Genomic DNA, 20,411 nt, shown 5'->3' with positions numbered 1-20,411 from the left:
GGCCGGCGGTAACCTCGCCGGCCGATGACCCGGATCCTGGTGGTGGACAACTACGACTCGTTCGTCTACAACCTGGTCCAGTACCTCGGCCAGCTGGGGGCGGAGCCGGTAGTGGTCCGCAACGACCGCCTGGAGGTGCGTGACGCGCTGGCCATGCGGCCCGCCGGGATCCTGATCTCGCCGGGCCCGGGCCGCCCAGAGGACGCTGGAATCACCATCGAGCTCATCCGAGCGGCCGCCGGCGAGGTCCCGGTCTTCGGCGTGTGCCTCGGCCACCAGGCCATCGGCGCGGCGTGGGGGGCGCCGGTGGTGCGCACCGCGGTGATGCACGGCAAGACCTCCGAGGTGACCCACGACGGGCGGGGCGTGTTCGCCGGCCTGCCCGACCCGCTCACCGCGACCCGTTACCACTCCCTCGTGGTCGACCCCTCGGGCCTACCGCCCCAGCTGGAAGCCACGGCGTGGACCGAAGACGGCACCCTCATGGGCCTGCGGCACCGGGAGTTGGCGGTGGAGGGTGTGCAGTTCCACCCGGAGTCGATCCTGACCGCCGGCGGTCACCGGATGGTCGCCAACTGGCTGGAGGCCTGCGGCCAGGCCGGCGCCATCGCCGCAGCGGTCGCCGCCGGCCCGGCCGCAGCCGGCGAGCGCCGCGAGGCTAGGTCGACGCGGTCGTAGACGGCGTCGACGTCGTGGAGGGCGGCATCGTGGTGCTGGTCGTGGTGGTCGAAGGCTCGGCGGTGCCGATCACGATGGCCACCGCGCTGCCCGGCGCCACCTGAGTCCCGCCCGCGGGATTCTGGCTGGTCACCACGCCCACCTGGCTCGGGTCCGCGGTGGGGGCGTTTGTCGGGGTGGCGGTGAGGCCGGCGGCGGCGAGCTTCTGCTGGGCCGCGGACTGGGACAGGCCGACCACGTTGGGTACCTGGGCGCCGGTCGACACGTAGAGGGTGACCTGGGAGCCGAACGGCTCGCTGGAGCCGGCGGGGGGGTCGGTGCGGGTGACCTGGCCGGCGGGGTACTTGGTCGACGCCTCATTGGCCTGGGTGACGTTGAAACCCAACTTGCCCAACGTGTTGCTGGCGGTGACGCTGTCCTGGCCGGCGAGCGCCGGGATCTGGACCTGCTTTTGTCCCGACGACAGGATCAGCTGCACGCTGGACCCTTTGGGGGCCTGCTGGCCGGCGGCCGGGTTGGTGCTGATGACGATGCCGGCGGGGATCGTCGAGGAGTTCTGGGACGGGCCGACGGTGACCTGGAACCCGGCGGCCCGTAGGGTGGTGGTCGCCGCGTCCTGGGTCTGGTTGGTGACGTTGGGTATCTGCACCGACGTCGGGCCGGTGCTGTAGGTGAGCACGATCGGCGTGGTGGTGGACGTGCTGGTTCCCGCCGCCGGGCTGCTGCTGATGACCAGGCCCTGGTTGACCGAGTCGCTCTTGGCGCCGGTCTGGGTGATCTTGGTGAAGCCGAGCCCGGACAGCTCGCTTTGGGCCGCGGCCACCGGCTTGCCGATGATGTCGTTCGGGATGATCTTGGTGGTCCCCGACGACGAGGACCACCACCCGACCTGGCGGCCGAGGAAGAACAGCAGCACTCCGAGGACGACCAGCAGCGCGACCAGCAGCCCGACGAACAAGGCGGTCCGGGACCGTTCGGTGTCCTCCTCGGCGGCGGCCAAGGCGGCGGCTCTGCGGTCGCCGGGGCCGGGGACCGGAACGACCCGGGTGCTGTCGGCCGCCGGCTGGACGCGGGTGGCCGCGGCGCCGACCGCGCCGCCTACGACGGTCGGGGCGTAGTCGCCGGCGGTGACGGCCTGGCCCTGCGCGAAGCGCAGCAGGTCGGCCCGCAGCTCGCCGGCGGTCTGGTACCGGGCGGCGGGGTCCTTGGCCATGGCCTTCATGACGATGGCCTCGTAGGCCGGGGGGAGGCCCGGTCGGGCCTGGGCCAGCGACGGCGGCTCCTCCCGCACGTGCTTGTAGGCGATGGTCACCGGGTTGTCACCGGTGAACGGGGCCCGCCCGGCGACCATCTCGTAGAGGACCACCCCGAGGGAGTAGACGTCGCTGCGGGCGTCGACGGTTAGCCCCTGTGCCTGCTCGGGCGAGAAGTAGGTGGCGGTGCCCATGACCGCCCCGGTCTGGGTCAGGTTTTCCGCGGCGCCGACCGCCCGGGCGATGCCGAAGTCGGCCACCTTGACCTGCCCGGCCTGGTCGATCAGCACGTTCCCGGGCTTCACGTCGCGGTGGATCACGCCCCGCCGGTGGGCGAACTCGAGAGCGGCGGCCACGTCGGCGCCGATCACCGCGGCCCGGTTGGGGTCGAGAGGGGCCTGGCGGATCTGCTGGCTGAGCGTCGACCCGTCGATGAACTCCATGACGATGAAGTAGGTCCGCTCGCCCTGGCCCCAGTCGTAGACGGCGACGATGTTGGGGTGCGAGAGGTTGGCGGCCGCCTTGGCCTCGGCCCGGAACCGCTGCACGAACGACTGATCCGTCGACAGCTCAGGGAAGAGGACCTTCAACGCGACAGGGCGGTCGAGGAGGATGTCCTTGGCCAGGTACACCTGGGCCATCCCGCCTCGGGCGATGTGGCGCACCAGTTCGTAGCGGTCGCTGAAGACCTGCTGCTGGGACATGGGCGTTTCAGACCTTACGGGAGGAAGGCCGCCGGGTGAGCGTCAAGGCGCACTCGTCGGGCTGGTGGATGCGCTCGTCGGCGGGGTGGTGGCCGGAGGGAGCGTGGTGGCGGGACTCGTCGCCGGCGGGGCGGTGAGCGGGGGCGAGGTCACCGGCGAGGTCGCCGGCGGTGAGGTGACCTGGGTGGTGACCGACGGCGAGGTCGTGGAAGGAGCGGTGGTGGAAGTGGTGGAGGGGCTGGTCACCGCGGACGACGACTGCACCGCCTTGGCCGTGGCCGCGCCGCTGGCCAGCCACGCCTGGATGACCGCCTTGGCGACCGGGGCCGCCAGCGTGCCGCCCTGGTACGCGTTGCCGCTCGGCTGGTCCGGGAGGAGCACGGCGACGGCGATCGTCGGGTTGGGGACCGGAGCGAAGGCCGCGAACCACGCGTCGATGGTGTTGTGCCCGGTCTGGGCGGTGCCGGTCTTGGCCGCCACCTGCACGCCGGGGATCTTCGCGGCCCCGCCGGTGCCGTTGGGGGCGTTGACCACGCTCAGCATGAGCTGGGTTACCGCCCCGGCCGTTGCCGGCGACGTCGCCTGCAGCCACGGCTTGTCGGAGTAGGTCGATACCGTCCGGCCTTGGCTGTCGGTCACGTGGTCGAGGACGTGGGGGGCCATGATCGTCCCGTTGTCGGCGATACCGGCCGCCGCCAGCGCCATCTCCAAGGGGGTCGCCGACACGTTCTCCTGACCGATGGCAGAGAACGCGATCGCCGGCTGGTTCTGGCTGAAGCTGGACACCGCCGGGAAGCGGGCCTGAGCCACCGCGGGCAGGTCCAGCGGCGGGGTCTGGTCGAAGCCGAACGAATGGGCCTCGTCGTAGAGGTTCTGGCCGCCGAGATCCAGGCCAATTGCACCGAATCCGGTGTTGCACGACACCGTGAAGAGGCTGAGCAGCTGCCCGCCGCAGGTCTCCCCGGCGAAGTTGTGGAGCAGGGAGGTGGTCTGGGGGAGCTGCAGGGCGTTGAGGACCGGATAGGTCTTGGTGGCCAGCGCCGGGTTGTGGTCGTAGACCGCGGAGGAGGTGATGATCTTGAACGTCGATCCGGGAGGCCAGGTGTTGCGGTACGACCCGGGCGACAGCGGGTTGCCGGGGGCGGCCACCAGCTTCTTGTAGTTGGCCATGACCTGGGTCTGGCTGTGGCCGGAAAGGAGGTTGGGGTCGTAGGTCGGGTTGGAGTAGAGCGCCAGCACCGCGCCGGTGGCCGGCTCGATGGCCACCACCGTCCCGGTCCGCCCGCCCAGGGCGGTGGCCGCCGCCTGCTGCATCTTCTGCGAGACGGTGAGGGTGATGCTCTGGGACTTGTTGGTCTGGGTCAGCAGGTTGCGCAGTCCCTGGATGGACGTGGGCAGCGAGTTGGACAGGTTGGCGCCGGTCAGGATGCTGTCGTAGGTCTTCTCCGCTCCTTCCGCGCCGTAGGTGAACGAGAAGTACCCGGTGATCTGGGCGAACAGGCTTCCGAGCGGGTACTGCCGCTGGTACTTGAACTGGTCCTTGGTCGGCACCGACGTGGCCAGCAGCTGGCCGTCGGCGGACACGATCTGCCCTCGGGGCCGGTCGTACTCCCGCACCACTCGGGACCCGTTGAGCGGGTTGTTGTCGAGGGCGCTGGCGTGGAACACCTGCAGGTAGTTGAGCTGGACGAACAGGGCTATGAACAGGACCATCACCCCGGCTCCCACGAGGCGGATCTGCCGGTTCACGACACCCCCGATTCCGGCGGGGTCGGGGTGCCCAGGTCGATCATGCCGGTGTCGAGGCCGACGTCACTCAACTCGACCAGCGAGGAGGGCCGCACGACCATTGGCGTCTCGGTGTCGTCGGAGATCCGCAGCAGCACCGCGACGAGGATCCAGTTGGCGATCAGCGAGCTGCCGCCGTAGGACACGAACGGGAGCGTGATTCCGGTCAGGGGGATGAGGCGGGTCACGCCTCCGACGATCACGAACGTCTGGACGCCGAGGATGAGCGCCAGGCCGGCGGCGAGCAGCTTCTCGAACTGGCGGTCGGCGCGCAGCGCGATGCGCAGCCCGGTGCCGACCATCAGCAGGTAGCCCATGAGCAGCGCGGCCGCGCCGACCAGGCCCAGCTCGTTGGCCACTACCGCGAAGATGAAGTCCGACGACGCGTAGGGGATGTGGCTGGCGTTGGACTGTCCGGGCCCGGTGCCAAAGACGCTGCCGTCGGCGATGGCGAACTGGCCTTGGATGATCTGGTAGCCGGTGGTCTCGGGATGGGCCCACGGGTCCAGCCAGGCCTGCACCCGGGACTGGGCGTGACCGATGACTTTCAGCGCGAACACCGCTCCGGCGGCGAAGAGCCCGACTCCGAGCCCGAGGTAGTAGGCCCGCCCGGTCGCCATCCAGAGCATCCCGATGAACAGCGCGAAGAAGAGGAACGACGAGCCGAGGTCGTTCTCGGCCAGGAAGATCAGCAGCGACAGACCCCAGGCGACGATGATCGGGGCCAGGTAGCGGGGGTCGAGGACCAGGAACCGGCCGATGCGCACGGTGCCGTGGGCCAGCAGATCGGCCCGTTCGACCAGCACGGACGCGAAGAACACCGCGAGGGCCAGCTTGGCCAGCTCCCCGGGCTGGAAGCTGAACGAGCCGAGGTGGATCCACAGCCGGGCGCCGTTGATGTTCTCGCCGATGTGGGGGACCAACGGCAGCAGCAGCAGGCCGATGCCGGCGAACGCGAACAGGTACCGGTACCGCTCGAGGTCTCGCCCTCGCCGGACGACGGCCAGGGTGGCGATGAACACGAGGAAGCCGAGGGCGGTCCACGCCGCCTGCTTGGAGGCCTGCGAGCTCGACAGCCGGGCGATGAACGTGTAGCCGACGCCGTTGAGCAGGCCGGCGGTGGGGAGCAGGATCGGATCCGCGTTGGGGGCCAGGTAGCGCATGGCCACGTGGGCGACGACGAGCAGCGCGAAGAAGATGAGGAGAAAGGGGACGATGTTGGCGGGGAGCGAGCCGGCCTTGCCCAGCCCCGCGATGGCGTAGAGGCCCCCGACGAGGAGGACCGCCAGCACGATCAACCCGAGCTCGGTGCGGCGCCGGGCCGGGGCCCGGGGCGTGGTGGGCGCTGCGACGGCTGCGGCGGCGTTCATCCCTGCGCCTGCGCCTGCTGGAACTCGCGGGTCAGGTTGGCAACGTACGCCTGGGCGGCGGACATCGACGATTCGGTGACGCCGCTTTGCAGATCGGGGATGTGGCGGCTCTCCACCTGCGCGGTGGTCACCGCGGTGCGCTGCGCCACGGTCGGTTTGATCCACAGCACCCCGCCGGGCCGTCCCTTGTAGATGGTGATCTGCTGGCCGCTCAACCCCACGTAGTAGCTGCCCCGCCCGTACCAGGCCAGGGCGCCGGCGGCCGCGCCGAGCACGGCCAGCAGCAGCAGGAAGAACAGCACGACCCGCACCGTCACCAGCCGCGCCCGGGGACGGGCCGGCGCCGCGGCCCGCTCGGCTCTGCGCCGCTGGCGGCGGGAAACGGCGGGGGCCGGGGCCGCGACGGGGGGTACCACCGGCACCGCGGTGGTCGGGTCGCGCACGTCTTCTTTCCCCACCTCCGAAGCGGGCAGCAGCGTGGCGGTGGCGTCGCGCTCGGGGGTCAGCGCGGCGGAGGCTTGGGCGGCGCGGTCGCCGTCGTCGAGGACGTCGACCACGACAACGGTGATGTTGTCGCTGCCGCCCCGAAGCTTGGCTTCTGCGACCAACTCCTTGGCCGCCTCGGTGGGGTCCGACAGCCGGCGCAGCACCGAGGCCACCTGGTTGTCCTTGACCTCCCGGATCAGGCCGTCGGAGCACAGCAGCAGGCGGTCGCCTTTGAACGGGGCGACGGTCAGCAGGTCGACGGGGACGTCGCTGTCGACGCCGAGGGCCCGGGTCAGCACGTGGCGCTGCGGGTGGAACTCGGCCTCCTCGGCCCGCAGCTGACCCTCGGCGACGAGCTCCGCGACCAGGCTGTGGTCGACGGTCAGCTGCTCGAGCTCGCCGTCGCGCAGCAGGTAGACGCGCGAGTCGCCGACGTTGACCACCGCCAGCTCCTGGTTGTCCCCCGACCCGGTCAGCGCCACCGCGACCAACGTCGTGCCCATGCCCCGAAGCTCAGGGTCGCTCTGGGCGGTCTGCCACACCTTCCGGTTGGCCTCTTTGGCCGCAGCCGCCAGGGCGCCAGGATCGTGGGCCGCCCCGGCGCTCCACGCGGCCTCGAGGGCCTTCACCGCGGTGTCGGACGCGACCTCGCCGGCGGCGTGGCCGCCCATCCCGTCGGCCACCGCGTAGAGGGAGTCGGCGAGCAGCAGCTGGTCCTGGTTGTTGGCCCGGACCAGCCCCGTGTCAGTCGCCGCCCCCGCCCGCAGCACCGTCACCGGTGGCCGCTCACGAGGACAGCTCCAGGACCGTGCGGCCGACCGTCAGCTGATCGCCGCGGCGCATGACGGCGGGGGCCGACACCTTCTTGCCGTTGAGCAGGGTCCCGTTGGTGGACCCCAGGTCCTCGACCCACACGTCCCCGTCTCGTCGGAACACGCGGGCGTGGAGCTGGGAGATGAACGTGTCCTCCGGCAGCGACACCCCGCACCCCGGGGCCCGCCCCACCGTCAGCTCGCCGCCGTCCTGGTTGCCGGGGAGGGCGAAGGTCTGGCCTCGCCGCTCCGGCGGTTCGGTGATGCGCAGGTGGCTCGGCTCGCCCTTGCCCCTCCGGCGGCGGCCTTCGGGCATCGGCACCGGCGGGGGCGCCGCGGCCGGCGTCCCCGCCGGCGGGGCCATCACCGGCGCCGGCTTGGGCTCGCGCAGCTCGACCCACACCGCGCGCAGTACCCGCAGGAAGAACAGGTACAGCACGGCCAGGAAGACGTACTTGAAGAGGGTGATGACCCCGCTTGACACTCCGCCCTTCTACCCCGACCGCTCAGACCTCGAAGCGGACAGTCGACGCGCCGACGGTGATCTCGTCACCAGGGGCTAGCCGTTCCACTCCGTTGACGATCACGCCGTTGCGTCTCGTGCCGTTGGTCGAACCCAGGTCTCGCACCACGTAGCCCCCGTCCTCACCGGCGCGGACCTCGGCGTGGCGCCGGCTGACGTTGGGATCGGCGAGGACCACCTCGCACTCGGGTAGACGCCCGAGGGTGACCGGCCGGTTGCCGATCGCCACCCGGCGACCGTCGGGCAGGACCAGGCTGGCGGCGCCGGCCGCGGGGCGGACCATCTCGCCGGCGACCAGGCACATGCCCGGAGAGAGGCCGTGGTCGATGTCGAGGGTGACGGTGACCGGGCCGATGAAGACGTAGTTCTCGCTGCGGGCGTGGTCGCGGGCCTGCGAGACCAGCTCGGCGATCAGCTCCTCCTCGATCGGGGCGAAGCGGTCGTGGTCCTCGGGGGACAGCAGGACCACGAACCGGTTGGGGGTCAGGGTGCCCCGCGGCGCGACCGTGCGGCGGAGGTCCATCTCCCTGGTCAGACGGCGTCCTACCTCGACGGGCTGCAGCCCGCTGCGGAAAGCCTTGGCGAACACCCCTTCGACGAGGCGCTCCAGGCGGCGTTCGAACTGCTGCAGTCCCATGGTCGGGTCACGAGCGTACTCGGGACCGCCCGCCGTCCGGCGGCACCCGGGTGCACCTGGCGCGCTCCTGATGTATGCTCGTCGCTCCCATCAAGGGTGGGACCACTCGGGCGAGTGGCGGAATTGGCAGACGCGCAGGATTCAGGTTCCTGTGTCCGAAAGGATGTGGGGGTTCAAGTCCCCCCTCGCCCACGACGACCTCCGCGCGGGCCCGGCTCCCTGGGCGTCCCCATGGTCCGCACGCTGCGGCTGGTTTCCAACGACCCGGCACTGTCATCGACCGGAGTGACGATCCGATTCTCGGCCATCCCGGTTCGTTGCCGCGGCCAAGCTTATGATCCGCGGGGTGTCCAACGGGGGGTCGGCTGTACGAAGGTACGTCGCGAGCCGGCTCGGGCGTTCGCCGTGGCCCGCCAACCTGGCCGAGGCAGCCGGCTTCCACACCGTCGCCGGGAAGCTCTACCAGGCCTTCGGAGGCGGAGACGTCGTCGTGGTGCCGCTGCCGGTCGCTGCTGGTGCGCTCCGGCAGCAGCGGGCGAGGCTGCTTCGCTGAGGCGGCAACGACCAGGGCATCGAGTCTCTCGCGTCGGGAGGACTGGGAGGGTTCGAGGCTCCGTTGCCGGCGCTGCTCGTCGAGCTGGTCCACCGCTGCGGTGGAGCGTTCCTCGACGTCGGCGCGAACACCGGCGTGTATGCGGTGCTGGCGCTCGCGGCCCGGTCGAAGGGGCGAGTCGTAGCCTTCGAGCCTGTCCCGGCGATCGTCGAGTTGCTGCGGGCGAACCTGCGGATCAATCAGCCCCGAGCCAGGCGCGTCGAGGTCCTCGAGCGGGCGATCACCGATGTCGACGGCACCGTGCAGCTGTACCTCCCTCCGCCGAGCGGGACGACGATCGAGACCAGCGCGTCGCTCGACCCCACCTTCAAGGAGGTCACCGATGTGGTCCTCGACGTGACCGCCCAGCGGTTGGACACGTGGTGGGCCGGCGCCGGTCGTCCGGAGGTGGACCTGGTCAAGATCGACACCGAAGGGACAGAGCACCGGGTGTTCGCCGGTGCGAGCCGTCTCATCCAAGAGCAACGACCAATAGTCGTCTACGAGCTTCTGCCCCGCGCCGACCCGACAGGCGCCGAGCGGCTTGTAGCGGGCGCCGGATATGTCGATGTGCGGCTCCGGCCCGAGACGCTGGTGGCCGGCGGCCCCGTCGAGTTTGACCCCGACGGTTGGAACCACGCTCTGGTCCCCCGCGAGAAGCTGCCGATCGTGCGTGCGGCCGCCGACCGGCTCGGATTGGGATTCGTGACCGCCGATACCTAGCGGCCGGGACCTCGCGGCTGGGCTTACCCAGAAGCTGCGCCAGCCGGCAGTCGCCAATCGGCAGCCGGTGCTTGGCCGCCGGGCCTAGCCGGCGGCTGCGATGCGGTTGCTCCCGTCGCGTCGTGCGGTGCGGAGGGCCTCCTCGGCGCGAGCAGCCAGGGAGATGCCGTCCTCCTGGCCGTCCCAAACGGCGAAGCCGATGCTGCAGGTCAGGCGTTCGGGCATGGCTTGGCGGACCCGGCCGAGGACCGCGGCGGCTTCCTCGGCCGGGCAGTCCCGCAGCGCGAACGCGAACTGCTCGGCGCCCCACCGGGCCACCGTGTCGTCGGCGCGCACCGCGCGGTGGGCCGCGTGGGCGACTTGGCGCAGCATCTCGTCGCCGGCGGAGCCCCCGAAGGTCTCGCTGAAGGAGTCGAAGGCGTCGACGGCGGCGACGGCGACGGTCAGCGGCCGGCTGCTCCGCTGCGCGGTGGCCAGCGCCGAGCGCAGCTCCTCGTCCCAGCCGCGACGGTTGGGGAGCAGGGTCAGGGGGTCCCGCATCGCCAGCGCCTCCAGCTCCGCCACCAGCTCCGCTTGCCGGAGCGCTACGCCGGCGTAGTAAACGAGCAAGGTGACCGCCTCCGCCCGGCGATCATCCAGGTCGGGGACGTGCTGGTCCCATGCGACGACCAGCACGCCAGTGACGGCGTCGCCGCAGCGGACCGGGACCAGATACAGCGAGCGTGCCGACATGCCGGTGAGGAACGCCGGGGATACCGAGGGATCGTCCGCCGCCTCGGCCAAGAACAGTGACTGTCCGCCCCGGTAGACCCCCACGGCGGAGGAGAGCCCGTCGAGCCCGAAGGCCGCGTCGAGGGACCGCAGATCGGTGGCGGCCGAGACCCGGAGGCCGTCTTCGCCGCTGTAGGGCTCGATGAGCGAGACGTACGAAGCCTCGGCGAGCTGCCGGCCGGCCTCGACGATTATCTGGCGGGCGTCTCCCCCGGACTGGATCTGGCGGATTACCTCGCCCACGGCTCGCAGGTTGCTCCGCGAGGCGGCGGCCGCCTGCTCTGAGGCCTTGCGTTCGGTCACGTCCTGGACGTGCGCCAGGGTCCACGTCTCGCCTGCCGGCCCCGGAGTGTGGTTGACCGTGACCCACGCCCAGCGGACCTCGCCGTCCGGGCGGACGTAGCGTTTCTCGAAGCGGGCCACGCCGCGGCTGTCACCGCTGGGGGAGGCTCCGACAGCCGGCATCATCGACGGCTCGTCGGGCTCGACCAGCCCCGCGGCGCTGTGGTCGAGCAGCTGGCGCTCGCTGCGGCCGACCAGGTCGCACAGGGACGCGTTGACGGCCACGGCCCGGCCTCGTTCGTCCACGAGGGCCATGCCCACCGGTGACTGGTCGAACACCGCCCGCCACCTTCGCTCGGACTCGACGAGGGCTGCTTCGGCCTGCACCTGAGCGGTGATGTCTCGAACCTCGAGGAGTACCGCGGTCTGGTGCTTGTACCGGGTGCGGGTCGCGGTGATCTCCACCTCTACCCGCACGCCGTCGCGGCGAAGAGCGTGGCAGCGGCGTTCCATCACCGTCTGCCCCCGCAGGACGCTTTGGAACACCTCCCGGGCGGCGGCCAGCTCGTCGTCGGGGACGAACATCGCAGCAGGGCGACCGACGACTCCCATCGGGTTGCGGCCGCCGAGCAGGCCGATCGCCGACGGGTTGGCGTACGCCAGGCGGCCCTGGCGGTCGATGACCGCCACGCAGTGCGGGGAGCGCTCCACCAGGATCCGAGAGTGCTCATCCGAGGGACGCTCGGCGCCGACCCCGTGTCCGAGGGTTATCGCTCCGCCGGCGTCTCCGGGCTGCTCGTGTTGCACCTTTGGTGTGCCCTTTCGTGGCTCTGTCGGGCCGTGACCCGGTCGGGGAGCTGGTGAGGAGAGCTTGGCGGAGCGCCGTCCTTGGATGGCGCACCGACCGGTATGGGGCGGATGGTACCGGTGGTCCCGCTGGCCGGGGAGAGGGCGAAAGGCCCTGCTTGCGCGGTTCGGTGGCCCTCCCCGGGCGCCCTGCCGGAGGCGGTCGCTTGTGCCCGATTTGGGCCACCCGGTGTAGCGTGCCGCGGGTGAAGACCACTCTCGGCGCTGTCGTTCTCGTGACCGCTATCGGCCTGGCTGCGTGCGGGAGCAGCAGCTCCAAGTCGGCGGCGGGGACCACCGCGCCGACCTCGGCCGCGCCGGTGACCACCGTGCCAGCGGGCGCCGGATCGTCGGCGACGACGGTCGCTCCCACCGGATCTGCGGCGTTTTGCTCGCAGGTCGACGCCGTGCTCAACCAGTTCCAGGCGGTGTCGAACCCGACGTCGACCGACATCGCCAACGCTGCTGCGTCGTTCGACCACCTGGCCACCACCGGCCCGGCGTCGCTCAAGCCGTCGCTGTCGGCGGTCGCCGGCGACTTCCGCCAACTGGTGGGGATGTTGAAGACCGATCCGCAGGCGCTTACCCGGGAAGAGCCCAACCCCGCTGAGCAGGCGCTCGCCACCCAGCTCCAGGGCGACCTGACCCCGCTGGTCACCTACCGCAAGACCTGCCCGGCCTGACCGGCCTGACCGGCCTGACCGGTTCCCGGTTCCCAGGGTATTCCAAGGAGACTCTAAGGGAATCCGGACGGTTCTCTTATCAGGCTCTTCGGTAGCCCTGCCAGGGTCTTGGCCGTGTCAACCCCTGGTGCACTTCTCCTCGCCGGTCGGCGGATCCCCGGCCTTCGAGCCGCCGGAACCGCCGCGGCCATAGCGGCCGCCACCGCCAGTCTCGCGGCGTGCGGCTCGTCCACCACCACCGCCTCACCGTCGACGACATCGACGACGGCCTCGGCGGCAGCCCCCTCCGCGGGGGCCAACCGCCTGGCGGCGTTCGACAGTTGCATGGAGTCGAAGGGCATCCCGGCCAGTGCCCTCCCGACCGGCAAAGGTCGGGCGGCCTCGGGCAGCGCCACGCCCACCCCGCCGTCCACCACGCCCGGCCAGACCTTCCCTGCCGGCGGCGGATTCCCTGCTCGCGGCGGATCTCGAGGCGGCGGCATCGGTCGAGTCCCCACCAGCCTCCCCGCCGGCGTCACCACCGCGGAGTACACCTCGGCGCTGTCCGCGTGCCGCTCGACTCTGCCCACCTTCGGCGGCCCGGCGGTCAACAGCCCGGCGTTCACCGCCTACCGCCAGTGCCTGCAATTACACGGCCTGACCGTCCCGGCCGGCCCGCGGGGTGCGGGCGCGACCAGCACTACGACAGCGCCGGCTGAGACCACCACCACCGTGTCCGCCGCCACTCGTCAGGCGGCCATGGCCGCGTGCGCGCCGCTGCGGCCGGCAGCGGCCACACCCGGCGCCGGTGGCTCGACGAGCACCACCACCCCGACCGCGGCCGGCTGATGGCCGGCCGGTTCTCGCGGGGCTTCGTGCTCGGAAACGTGGCCCTGCTCGCAGTAGTCGGCGTAGTCGCCTACCTCGGCATCTCCTCGGTGTTCCACAAGGCCTCCGCGTCGTCGGGAGTCCGTACGGTGACCGTCGCCACCGGCACGGTCACCTCCTCGGTCACCGCCACCGGGAACGTGGCACCCGCGGCCACAGACGACGTCTCCTTCGCCGCGGGCGGTACCGTCGCGGAGCTCGACGTGGCCGCCGGCGCTACGGTGACCGCCGGCCAGGTCCTGGCCAAGCTCGACCCCACGGCGGCGGATGCCACGCTGGCTATGGCCCAGGCCCAGCTCGAGGCCGCGCAGGAGACGCTGACCAACGCGGAGACCAACGGTGGCGAGACGCCAGCCGCCCGGGCCAGCGACCAGTACTCGATCACCTCTGCCGAACAGTCTCTAAACACCGCCACCGCGACGCGCGCCAACGACCAGGCCCAGCTGGACAAGGACCAAGCGGCCTGCACGGCCAGCCAGGCGAGCGGAGCCGGGGTGGCCGCCGCGGTGGCGCCCGGTTCGGGCGCCGGCTCGCCGACCTCCGCCACCACGACCCCGCCCGGCGCGGCGGCGACCCCGGCCGGTTCGACGACGGGCGGGGCGGTCTCCAGCGCCTGCAGCGCGCTGACCCAGGACCAGGCCGCGCTCACCCAGGCCGAAAACAGCGTGACCTCTGCCCAGGGGCAGCTGACCAACACCGAGCTGTCAGTGTCGGCCAAGGAGTACGTCAGCCCTGCGGCCCTCGCCGAGGACCGGGCCGCGGTCGAGCAGGACCAGGCCACCGTCGCCAACGACCAGAAGGTGGTCGGTGAGACCACGCTCACCGCCCCGATCAGCGGGACGGTCACAGCCCTCAACGGATCGGTCGGCCAGACGGTGAGCGGTAGCAGCGCCTCGGCTTCCTCCGGCAGCGGGACCGGCGCTTCTTCCTCCACCAGCGGCTCCGGTAGCGGTTCGGGGTCGGCCGGCAATGGCGCCGCCGGCAGCGGCGCCGCCGGCAGTGGCTCGGGGTCGGCCGCCAGCGGCTCGGCGGCCAGCAGCTCCGCCTCGACCAGTTCCTCCTCGGCGTTCCTCGTCATCTCCGACCTGGCCCACCTGGTGGTGACCGCCGGCTTCGCGGAGGCCGACGCACCGAGCGTCGCGGTCGGCCAGCCGGCGACGGTCAGCTTCGACGCCCTGCCGAACGTGACCGTCCCCGGCCAGGTGTCGGCGGTGAGCGACACGTCCACGACGGTCAGCAACGTGGTGGAATACGACGACACCATCAGCCTCACCGACCCGCCGGCGACGGTGAAGCCCGGAATGAGCACGTCGATCAGTGTCACCACCAAGTCGGTGAGCGGCGTGCTGACCGTGCCGTCCTCGGCCATCACCACCACCGGTTCGAACGCGACGGTGACCGTCCTGCAAAACGGCGTCCGCACCATCCGTGCGGTGACCACCGGCGTGCAGGGGGCCACCACCACCCAGATAATCAGCGGCCTCTCGGCGGGCGACACCGTCGTCCTGCCGACGGTGTCGGTCAGTTCGACCGGCGCCAGCCGGGCGACCACCGGAAGGGCACTGACCGGCGGGCTCGGGGGCGGCGGCCTCGGGGGCGGCGGGCTCGGCGGCGGCGGCTTCGGCGGCGCCAAGGCCGGGGGCTGACGTGGCCATCCCCCCGCCCGAACGGGCTGACGTAGCCGTCCCCCCGCCCGAGGGGGCTGACATAGATGTCCCGCCGCCCGAAGGGCCGCCGCGCCGCCCGGTCATCTCCTTGCGGAAGATCACCAAGGTCTACCGGATGGGGGAAATAGAGGTGGCCGCCCTCCGGGGGGTGTCCCTCGACGTGCTGCCCGGAGAGCTCGTGTCGGTCATGGGTGCATCGGGCTCGGGCAAGTCGACGATGATGAACATCCTCGGCTGCCTCGACACCCCCAGCTCCGGCCGCTACCTCCTCGACGGCGTCGACGTGCGCCGGCTGGACGAGACGATCCTGGCCCGGGTCCGCAACCGCAAGATCGGATTTGTCTTCCAGTCCTTCAACCTGATCCCCCGGACCAGCGCGGTGGCGAACGTGGAGATGCCGCTCGCCTACGCCGGGGTCGGTGCCCGAGAGCGGCGGGCCCGGGCGATGGCCGCGCTCGAAGAGGTCGGCCTCGCCGACCGTGCCCACCACCTGCCAAACGAGCTGTCCGGGGGCCAGCAGCAGCGGGCTGCGGTGGCCCGCGCCATCGCCACCAACCCGTCCCTCATCCTCGCTGACGAGCCGACCGGGAACCTCGACACCCGCTCGACCCACGAGATCATGGACATCTTCGCCCGGCTCAACCAGGACGGGCGCACCGTCGTGCTGATCACCCACGAGCCGGAGGTGGCCGAGCTGACCCGGCGGATCGTGCGCCTCCGCGACGGCCTGGTGCTGAGCGACGAGTCGACCGCCGGCGAGCACCTCCACGCCAGCGACATGGGCGCCCGATGAACCCGACGGACCGATGAGCTGGCTGGAGAACGTCCGCATCTCCCTCCGCGGCCTGAACGCCAACAAGCTCCGGTCGTCGCTCACGGTCCTCGGCATCTTGATCGGGGTCGGCGCGGTGATCATCCTGGTAGCGGTCGGCACCGGCTCCTCTCAAGCGGTCCAGAACCGGATCAAGGCGCTCGGCACCAACACCATCACCGTCCTCGGCACCGGCCGCTTCGGGAGGGGGCCGGCCACAACCGGGACCCAGACCCGGGCCGCGACGCTCACCGCCGCCGACGTCGGGCTGCTCCAGGACCGCACCCAAGCCCCCGACATCCTGACCGTGTCACCAGTCGACAGCACCTCGGTCACCGCCACCAACGGCGCCGCGACCTCCACCATGACCGTCACTGGCACCACACCCACCTACATCGGGGCGTCCGACTTCCAGCTGCAAGCCGGTCGCAACCTCACCTCGTCTGATGTCACGGCCCACACCCGGGTGGCGGTGGTGGGGACCACGCTGGTGAGCGACTTGTTCAGCGCCGGCGCCAACCCGATCGGGTCGGTCATCTCGCTCGGTTCGCTGCAGGTGCAGATCGTCGGGGTGCTGGCCACCAAAGGTTCCACGGGGAACAACGATCCCAACGCGGTGGCGATCATCCCCTACACCACCGCCCAGGACCGCCTGACCGGGTACTCGGCGTCGTTCTCGGAACTGATCGTGCAGTCCCGGTCCAGCTCCGACATCAACGCTGCCGAGTCGGAGGCCGCCTCCATCCTCGCCGGGGCCAACCACACCACCGTGTCGGCCCTGCCGTTCAACTTCTTGAACGAGGGGAGCCTGCTGTCGACCTCGCAGTCCACCAACCAGACCTTCACCGTCTTGCTCGGGGCGGTGGCGGCGATCTCCCTGCTCGTCGGCGGCATCGGGATCATGAACATCATGCTGGTCACCGTCACCGAACGGACCCGCGAGATCGGGATCCGCAAGGCGATCGGGGCCCCCAAGTCGGCGATCCTCGGTCAGTTCCTCACCGAAGCGGTGATCCTGTCGCTCATCGGTGGGGTCGCCGGGGTGATCATCGGTGTCGCCGGCAGCCACTTCCGGATCGTTGGCGTGCAGCCGGTCCTGTCGTGGCAGTCGATCGTCGAGGCCTTCGGGGTCGCGGTGGCCGTCGGCGTCTTCTTTGGGTTCTACCCGGCGAACCGGGCGGCGTCGATGCGCCCGATCGACGCGCTCCGCTACGAGTGACCGGCAGAGGTTGGGAAAAGGGGCGGATCAGACGTGGAGGATGACGTGGACGACGACGACACCCGACAGATGCCGGTGACCTCCGCGGTCCGCACCGCGGAACAGCCGGTACCGGGCGCGCAGTGGGCCCCGCCGGCCGCCGCGCCGCTGCTCGGCGAGGAGGACGAGGACGACTGGATGGCCCTGCCGCCGGCCCGCGGCGTGCGGGTTCGGGTCCCCACCGCGGTGCTCCTGGCGCTCGGGCTCGCGGCCGGCGGCTTCTGGGCGGGCGCGGTGGTGCAAAGACACGACGGCTCCTCGGCGTCGAGCGGGACCAGCGCCCTGGCCGCCCGCCTGCGCGCCGGCGGCTTCGCCCGCAGCGGCGCCAGCGGCGCAGGCGGGCTCGGCGCAGGCGGGCTCGGCGCGGCGACCCGCGGGACGGTCATCGACGTTGCTGGTCCCGTTGTGGCGCTCACCGACTCCTCGACCAGTGCGATCGACAAGTTCAGGATCGGACCGTCGACGACGGTGACCCGCACCGGCGACGGTGCGCCGGGGAGCCTCCAGATCGGCGACACGGTGATCGTCCGGGGCACCGCCGGAGCCGGCGGGGTCATCGCCGCGACGTCGGTCGTGGCCACTGCGGCGGGCGTGACCGCCGCAGGCGCCGGCGGAGCGGCCGGCGGTGCCGGGTTCGCCGGCGGAGCGGCCGGCGGGGGCTGACCCTCGGGCGCTGACCCTCGGGCGTGGTGGCGACGGCTGAGCGCGGGGACGCCGCCCAGGAGGTGACCATCCGCGGTCGCGGCGTCTCGGCGCGCGACGATTTAACAACGAGGCCCGGGCCGCACAGCCTGGCGCCGTGCCGTCACCTCTGAGCGGGCAGTCCGCTGTTCGGTCCGCCGGGGTGGTGCCTTGGCGCGCGCTCGGGTACGGTCTGCTCGGAATGGCCGACCTCGTACAGCCGCGCTCCGACGCCGGCACCGCCGAGCGACGCGCAGCGGCGGGGGCGTCCTCGGCGGCGGTGGCGCTGCTGATGTCGGTGACCGCGGTCATCGTGGTCGGCTTGTCAATGCTCGTCGGTGCGGCCCCGGCAGCTGCCGCCGCGCCGCTGCCAGCGGTGGCCAACCCGCCAGCGTGGGGGTGGAACTGCCCGCCGGGCGTGACCCCACCGTCCGCGCAGTGCGTTTACTACACCACCAGCAGCGGAGCGGTGACGACCGGCGCCACCGGCTCGGCCTCCACCGGCTCGGCCTCCACCAGCCAGGGGGGCGCCGCCCTGCCGAGGTCGGTGAGCGCCGGTTTGGGGCCGATCTCCTCGCCGCCGTGGCCCGGTTCCGCCGGAGGTCTGGCGCTGGCCCTTGGAATACCCGCCGCGAGCGGCGCTTTGCTTCTGCGCCGCCGGGGCGCCCTGCGGGTAGCGCAGATCGCTTGGGCCCCGGCCCTGCGGCCGATCCACCGATGGGCCGCGATGGGTCGCAGCCGGCCGGCGGCCCACCGGGCGGCAGCCGTCGGGCTGGCCGCGGTCTTCGCCCTGTCACCGGTCGCCGCCGCCGGCATCGGCAATCTGCGCTTCTCGGCCCCGGCTGACACCGGACTGGTCCCCGACGCCGCCCTGCCCACCGCGCTGGCGAGCACCCACCGGCCCAACCCCCTATCGGTGGCGGCCGACGCGAGGCCGGCGGCTCTGCGTGCGGGGGATCGCCTTCCCCCAGCCGCCACCGCCACCAGCAGCGTCTCTCCCACCGCAGCAAGTGGGATCGGTGGGGTCACAGCGGACCCCGCCGCAATCGCTACGGTCGGCGGGGTTCCTCCGGCGGCGCCCGCCCCCGCGGAGGCGCCCGATCCGGGCGTGGTCCCGGTCCACATCTCCATCCCATCCCTAGGGGTCGACACGGCCATCGCCCCGGAGTCGGTCAGCGCCTCCGGAGCGCTCGGCGTGCCTCTCAACCCGGCCACCGTCGGCTGGTGGTCGGCCGGCCCGCGCCCGGGTTCAGGCGCCGGCACCGCAGTGCTCGACAGTCACATCAACTACGGAGGCCACCCGGGGGCCTTCGCCCGGCTCAGCCAGCTCGCGCCAGGAGCGATTATCACGCTCAGTGGCGACGGCGGTCTAAGGAGGTTCATTGTCAGCGGTACTCGTGAATATTCGAAGGGCGCCCTCCCGTGGGCCAGCATCTTCAGCAGCCAGGTGCAGGGCCGTCTAGCCCTGGTGACCTGCGGCGGAGCCTTCGACACGTCCACCGGCCACTACGCGGACAACGTCGTGGCGTTCGCCGTCCCCCTTGAATAGGGCCGGCCTCGGAACGGTGCCGCCGCGCCTCGACGTCCAGTTGACCACCACCGGCGGTGGTGAGGTGGATGTTGAACGGTTTGTTGAAGCGTGGTGACGGTAGGGTCCCGGCATGTCACGCGCACTGGTACTTGGAGGGGGCGGTCCGGTTGGGATCGGCTGGGAAGCAGGGCTGGTAGTCGGGCTGCGCGACGCTGGAGTGTCGCTGGCTGACGCCGATCTGATCGTCGGCACCTCGGCGGGCTCCGTCGTCGGAGCGCAGCTGGCCGGCGGAGTAGACCTGGCGAGCGCGATCGAGCTATTGACAGCGTCGACCGGCGAGGTCGACGCCGAGGCGAACCAGGCGGCGGTTGAGGGTCTCCAGAAGCTGACCACCATCGTGGCCGAGGCGGTCGCTAGCGGCGGCTCGAGCGACGAGGTCCGAGCCAAGCTCGGCCGGCTGGCCCTCGACTCGCCGACCGTGTCCGAAGCCGACTTTTTGGGACTTTTCGCGGTGATGGCCGCCGGGGAGTGGCCGGATCGCTTCGCCTGCACCGCCGTGGACGCCGCGACCGGCGCGTTCCGGCTGTGGGAGCGCGGGGACGGCGTCGATCTCGCGCACGCCGTTGCGTCGAGCTGCTCGGTGCCGACGATCTACCCGCCGGTGACGATCAACGGCGCCAGGTACATGGACGGCGGGATGCGCGACATGCTCAACGCCGACGTGGCCGCCGGTCACGACGTGGTGGTGGCGGTGTCTTGCACCCTCCTGTCGCTGCCGGAAGGGTTCGGGGATCCGACCCTCGAGGCGATGCTGGCCGGGACTCAGGCCCAGATCGACTCCCTGCGAGACGGCGGTTCCAAGGTGGAGACGGTGGTCCCCGGGGACGAGTTCCTCGAGGTCAGCGGCTGGGGCCTCAACCTGATGGACTTCACTCGCGCCGAGGCCGCCTACCAGGCCGGTGTGCGCCAAGCGGCGCTCGAAGCCCCCCGCCTGAGCGCTCTTTGGACCCCCTGACGCCCTCAGGCCCAGCCCAGCTCGCGCAGCCGGGCGTCGGAGATCCCGAAGTGGTGGGCCACCTCGTGGATGACAGTCGTGCGGACCATGGCCACCAGGTGGTCCCTATCGCGGGCCAGCGCGGTGATCGGCCCCTGGAAGATGGTGATCCGGTCCGGCATCGTGCCGCCGTAGGACAGCGGCGAACGGCGGGTCAGGTCCACCCCCTCGTACAACCCGAGCAGGGTCCGCCCCGGCGGCCCGGGCCCGATCTGGCGAGCGGTGGGCCACTGCGCCACGGTGACCGCGATGTTCTCCATGCGCCGCCCCAGGCGCTCGGGGATGGAGTCGAGGGCGTCGGCGACCAGCTCCTCGAACTCCCGGCGCCCCACCTCCACGACCATCGAGCCAACGCTACGGGTTGGCGGACGCCTCCCGTGCCGCTCCCGTAGCC

At 71.7% G+C, this 20,411-nt stretch carries 19 protein-coding genes and 1 tRNA gene; 12 read left to right on the top strand and 8 right to left on the bottom strand.

The window, feature by feature from the left end:
• Nucleotides 1-24 precede the first annotated feature (24 nt).
• Entirely contained in the window at nucleotides 25-678 is a 654-nt protein-coding gene (locus K6U06_RS17240) for an anthranilate synthase component II (RefSeq protein WP_262323198.1), read from the top strand.
• On the opposite strand, the gene pknB is transcribed toward K6U06_RS17240, so the two are convergent.
• From pknB to K6U06_RS17210, 6 genes are read right to left on the bottom strand one after another with little or no spacing between them, the layout of a single operon-like run.
• The gene (pknB, locus tag K6U06_RS17235) at nucleotides 659-2,635 is read right to left on the bottom strand and encodes a Stk1 family PASTA domain-containing Ser/Thr kinase (protein ID WP_262323197.1); all 1,977 of its coding nucleotides are present in this window, start codon (nucleotides 2,633-2,635) and stop codon (nucleotides 659-661) included. The two genes, K6U06_RS17240 and pknB, sit on opposite strands and share 20 nt — an antisense overlap.
• Nucleotides 2,636-2,677: 42 nt before the next feature.
• Nucleotides 2,678-4,384, bottom strand: a complete 1,707-nt coding sequence (locus tag K6U06_RS17230) for a peptidoglycan D,D-transpeptidase FtsI family protein (protein WP_262323196.1) — start codon at nucleotides 4,382-4,384, stop codon at nucleotides 2,678-2,680.
• Entirely contained in the window at nucleotides 4,381-5,793 is a 1,413-nt protein-coding gene (locus K6U06_RS17225; RefSeq protein WP_262323195.1) for an FtsW/RodA/SpoVE family cell cycle protein, read from the bottom strand. Before K6U06_RS17225 ends, K6U06_RS17230 begins: the two co-directional genes overlap by 4 nt.
• A complete protein-coding gene (locus K6U06_RS17220) occupies nucleotides 5,790-7,055 on the bottom strand; it encodes a Stp1/IreP family PP2C-type Ser/Thr phosphatase (RefSeq protein WP_262323194.1) in 1,266 nt (421 codons plus the stop codon). The genes K6U06_RS17225 and K6U06_RS17220 overlap by 4 nt, the downstream gene beginning before the upstream one ends.
• 10 nt (nucleotides 7,056-7,065) lie before the next feature.
• Entirely contained in the window at nucleotides 7,066-7,575 is a 510-nt protein-coding gene (locus tag K6U06_RS17215) for an FHA domain-containing protein (RefSeq protein ID WP_262323193.1), read from the bottom strand.
• A gap of 22 nt (nucleotides 7,576-7,597) precedes the next feature.
• Nucleotides 7,598-8,251 (bottom strand): FhaA domain-containing protein, encoded by a 654-nt coding sequence (locus K6U06_RS17210; RefSeq protein ID WP_262323192.1) that lies wholly within the window; start codon nucleotides 8,249-8,251, stop codon nucleotides 7,598-7,600.
• 108 nt (nucleotides 8,252-8,359) lie between these two features.
• On the opposite strand from K6U06_RS17210, the gene K6U06_RS17205 reads away from it, so the two are divergent.
• The 3 genes from K6U06_RS17205 to K6U06_RS17195 all read left to right on the top strand — a co-directional run bounded on the left by K6U06_RS17205 (nucleotide 8,360) and on the right by K6U06_RS17195 (nucleotide 9,566).
• Nucleotides 8,360-8,443 (top strand) — tRNA-Leu (locus tag K6U06_RS17205).
• A gap of 154 nt (nucleotides 8,444-8,597) precedes the next feature.
• Nucleotides 8,598-8,804 (top strand): hypothetical protein, encoded by a 207-nt coding sequence (locus K6U06_RS17200; protein ID WP_262323191.1) that lies wholly within the window; start codon nucleotides 8,598-8,600, stop codon nucleotides 8,802-8,804.
• Between the two features lie 63 nt (nucleotides 8,805-8,867).
• A complete protein-coding gene (locus K6U06_RS17195) occupies nucleotides 8,868-9,566 on the top strand; it encodes an FkbM family methyltransferase (protein ID WP_262323190.1) in 699 nt (232 codons plus the stop codon).
• Between the two features lie 84 nt (nucleotides 9,567-9,650).
• Here K6U06_RS17195 and K6U06_RS17190 read toward each other — a convergent pair whose 3' ends face one another.
• Entirely contained in the window at nucleotides 9,651-11,426 is a 1,776-nt protein-coding gene (locus tag K6U06_RS17190; protein ID WP_262323189.1) for a PAS domain S-box protein, read from the bottom strand.
• Between the two features lie 245 nt (nucleotides 11,427-11,671).
• On the opposite strand from K6U06_RS17190, the gene K6U06_RS17185 reads away from it, so the two are divergent.
• The 8 genes from K6U06_RS17185 (at nucleotide 11,672) to K6U06_RS17150 (ending at nucleotide 19,978) form a co-directional block, all read left to right on the top strand.
• Nucleotides 11,672-12,148 (top strand): hypothetical protein, encoded by a 477-nt coding sequence (locus tag K6U06_RS17185; protein ID WP_262323188.1) that lies wholly within the window; start codon nucleotides 11,672-11,674, stop codon nucleotides 12,146-12,148.
• A gap of 114 nt (nucleotides 12,149-12,262) precedes the next feature.
• On the top strand, nucleotides 12,263-12,976 hold the full coding sequence (locus K6U06_RS17180; protein WP_262323187.1) for a hypothetical protein: 714 nt from the start codon (nucleotides 12,263-12,265) through the stop codon (nucleotides 12,974-12,976).
• Entirely contained in the window at nucleotides 12,895-14,661 is a 1,767-nt protein-coding gene (locus tag K6U06_RS17175) for an efflux RND transporter periplasmic adaptor subunit (protein WP_262323186.1), read from the top strand. The genes K6U06_RS17180 and K6U06_RS17175 overlap by 82 nt, the downstream gene beginning before the upstream one ends.
• A 136-nt stretch (nucleotides 14,662-14,797) precedes the next feature.
• The gene (locus K6U06_RS17170; protein ID WP_410051073.1) at nucleotides 14,798-15,475 is read left to right on the top strand and encodes an ABC transporter ATP-binding protein; all 678 of its coding nucleotides are present in this window, start codon (nucleotides 14,798-14,800) and stop codon (nucleotides 15,473-15,475) included.
• Nucleotides 15,476-15,488: 13 nt separating this feature from the next.
• Complete coding sequence (locus tag K6U06_RS17165; protein WP_262323184.1) at nucleotides 15,489-16,712, top strand: ABC transporter permease; 1,224 nt, start codon at nucleotides 15,489-15,491, stop codon at nucleotides 16,710-16,712.
• Between the two features lie 33 nt (nucleotides 16,713-16,745).
• Entirely contained in the window at nucleotides 16,746-17,414 is a 669-nt protein-coding gene (locus K6U06_RS17160; protein WP_262323183.1) for a hypothetical protein, read from the top strand.
• 220 nt (nucleotides 17,415-17,634) lie between these two features.
• Nucleotides 17,635-18,981: a class F sortase gene (locus tag K6U06_RS17155; RefSeq protein ID WP_262323182.1), complete on the top strand. Its 1,347-nt coding sequence runs from the start codon at nucleotides 17,635-17,637 to the stop codon at nucleotides 18,979-18,981.
• Nucleotides 18,982-19,093: 112 nt separating this feature from the next.
• Nucleotides 19,094-19,978: a patatin-like phospholipase family protein gene (locus tag K6U06_RS17150; RefSeq protein ID WP_262323181.1), complete on the top strand. Its 885-nt coding sequence runs from the start codon at nucleotides 19,094-19,096 to the stop codon at nucleotides 19,976-19,978.
• Between the two features lie 5 nt (nucleotides 19,979-19,983).
• Here the strand turns inward: K6U06_RS17150 and K6U06_RS17145 are convergent, their stop codons facing one another.
• Nucleotides 19,984-20,361, bottom strand: coding sequence for a metallopeptidase family protein (locus K6U06_RS17145; protein WP_262323180.1), 378 nt, complete (start codon nucleotides 20,359-20,361; stop codon nucleotides 19,984-19,986).
• Nucleotides 20,362-20,411 lie beyond the last annotated feature (50 nt).

Origin of the sequence: Acidiferrimicrobium sp. IK (assembly GCF_025499425.1) — a bacterium.
In the GTDB taxonomy this organism is placed as follows: Bacteria; Actinomycetota; Acidimicrobiia; order Acidimicrobiales; family Palsa-688; genus Acidiferrimicrobium.
Note: the sequence above shows the minus strand (reverse complement) of the source record. Positions and strands in the feature narration are given on the sequence as shown.

Coding starts and splice junctions, on each gene's coding strand:
- K6U06_RS17240 (WP_262323198.1), top strand. CDS start 25: ATGACCCGGATCCTGGTGGTGGACAACTACGACTCGTTCGTCTACAAC.
- pknB (WP_262323197.1), bottom strand. CDS start 2,635: ATGTCCCAGCAGCAGGTCTTCAGCGACCGCTACGAACTGGTGCGCCAC.
- K6U06_RS17225 (WP_262323195.1), bottom strand. CDS start 5,793: ATGAACGCCGCCGCAGCCGTCGCAGCGCCCACCACGCCCCGGGCCCCG.
- K6U06_RS17210 (WP_262323192.1), bottom strand. CDS start 8,251: ATGGGACTGCAGCAGTTCGAACGCCGCCTGGAGCGCCTCGTCGAAGGG.
- K6U06_RS17170 (WP_410051073.1), top strand. CDS start 14,798: ATGGGGGAAATAGAGGTGGCCGCCCTCCGGGGGGTGTCCCTCGACGTG.
- K6U06_RS17165 (WP_262323184.1), top strand. CDS start 15,489: ATGAGCTGGCTGGAGAACGTCCGCATCTCCCTCCGCGGCCTGAACGCC.
- K6U06_RS17155 (WP_262323182.1), top strand. CDS start 17,635: ATGGCCGACCTCGTACAGCCGCGCTCCGACGCCGGCACCGCCGAGCGA.
- K6U06_RS17150 (WP_262323181.1), top strand. CDS start 19,094: ATGTCACGCGCACTGGTACTTGGAGGGGGCGGTCCGGTTGGGATCGGC.
- K6U06_RS17145 (WP_262323180.1), bottom strand. CDS start 20,361: ATGGTCGTGGAGGTGGGGCGCCGGGAGTTCGAGGAGCTGGTCGCCGAC.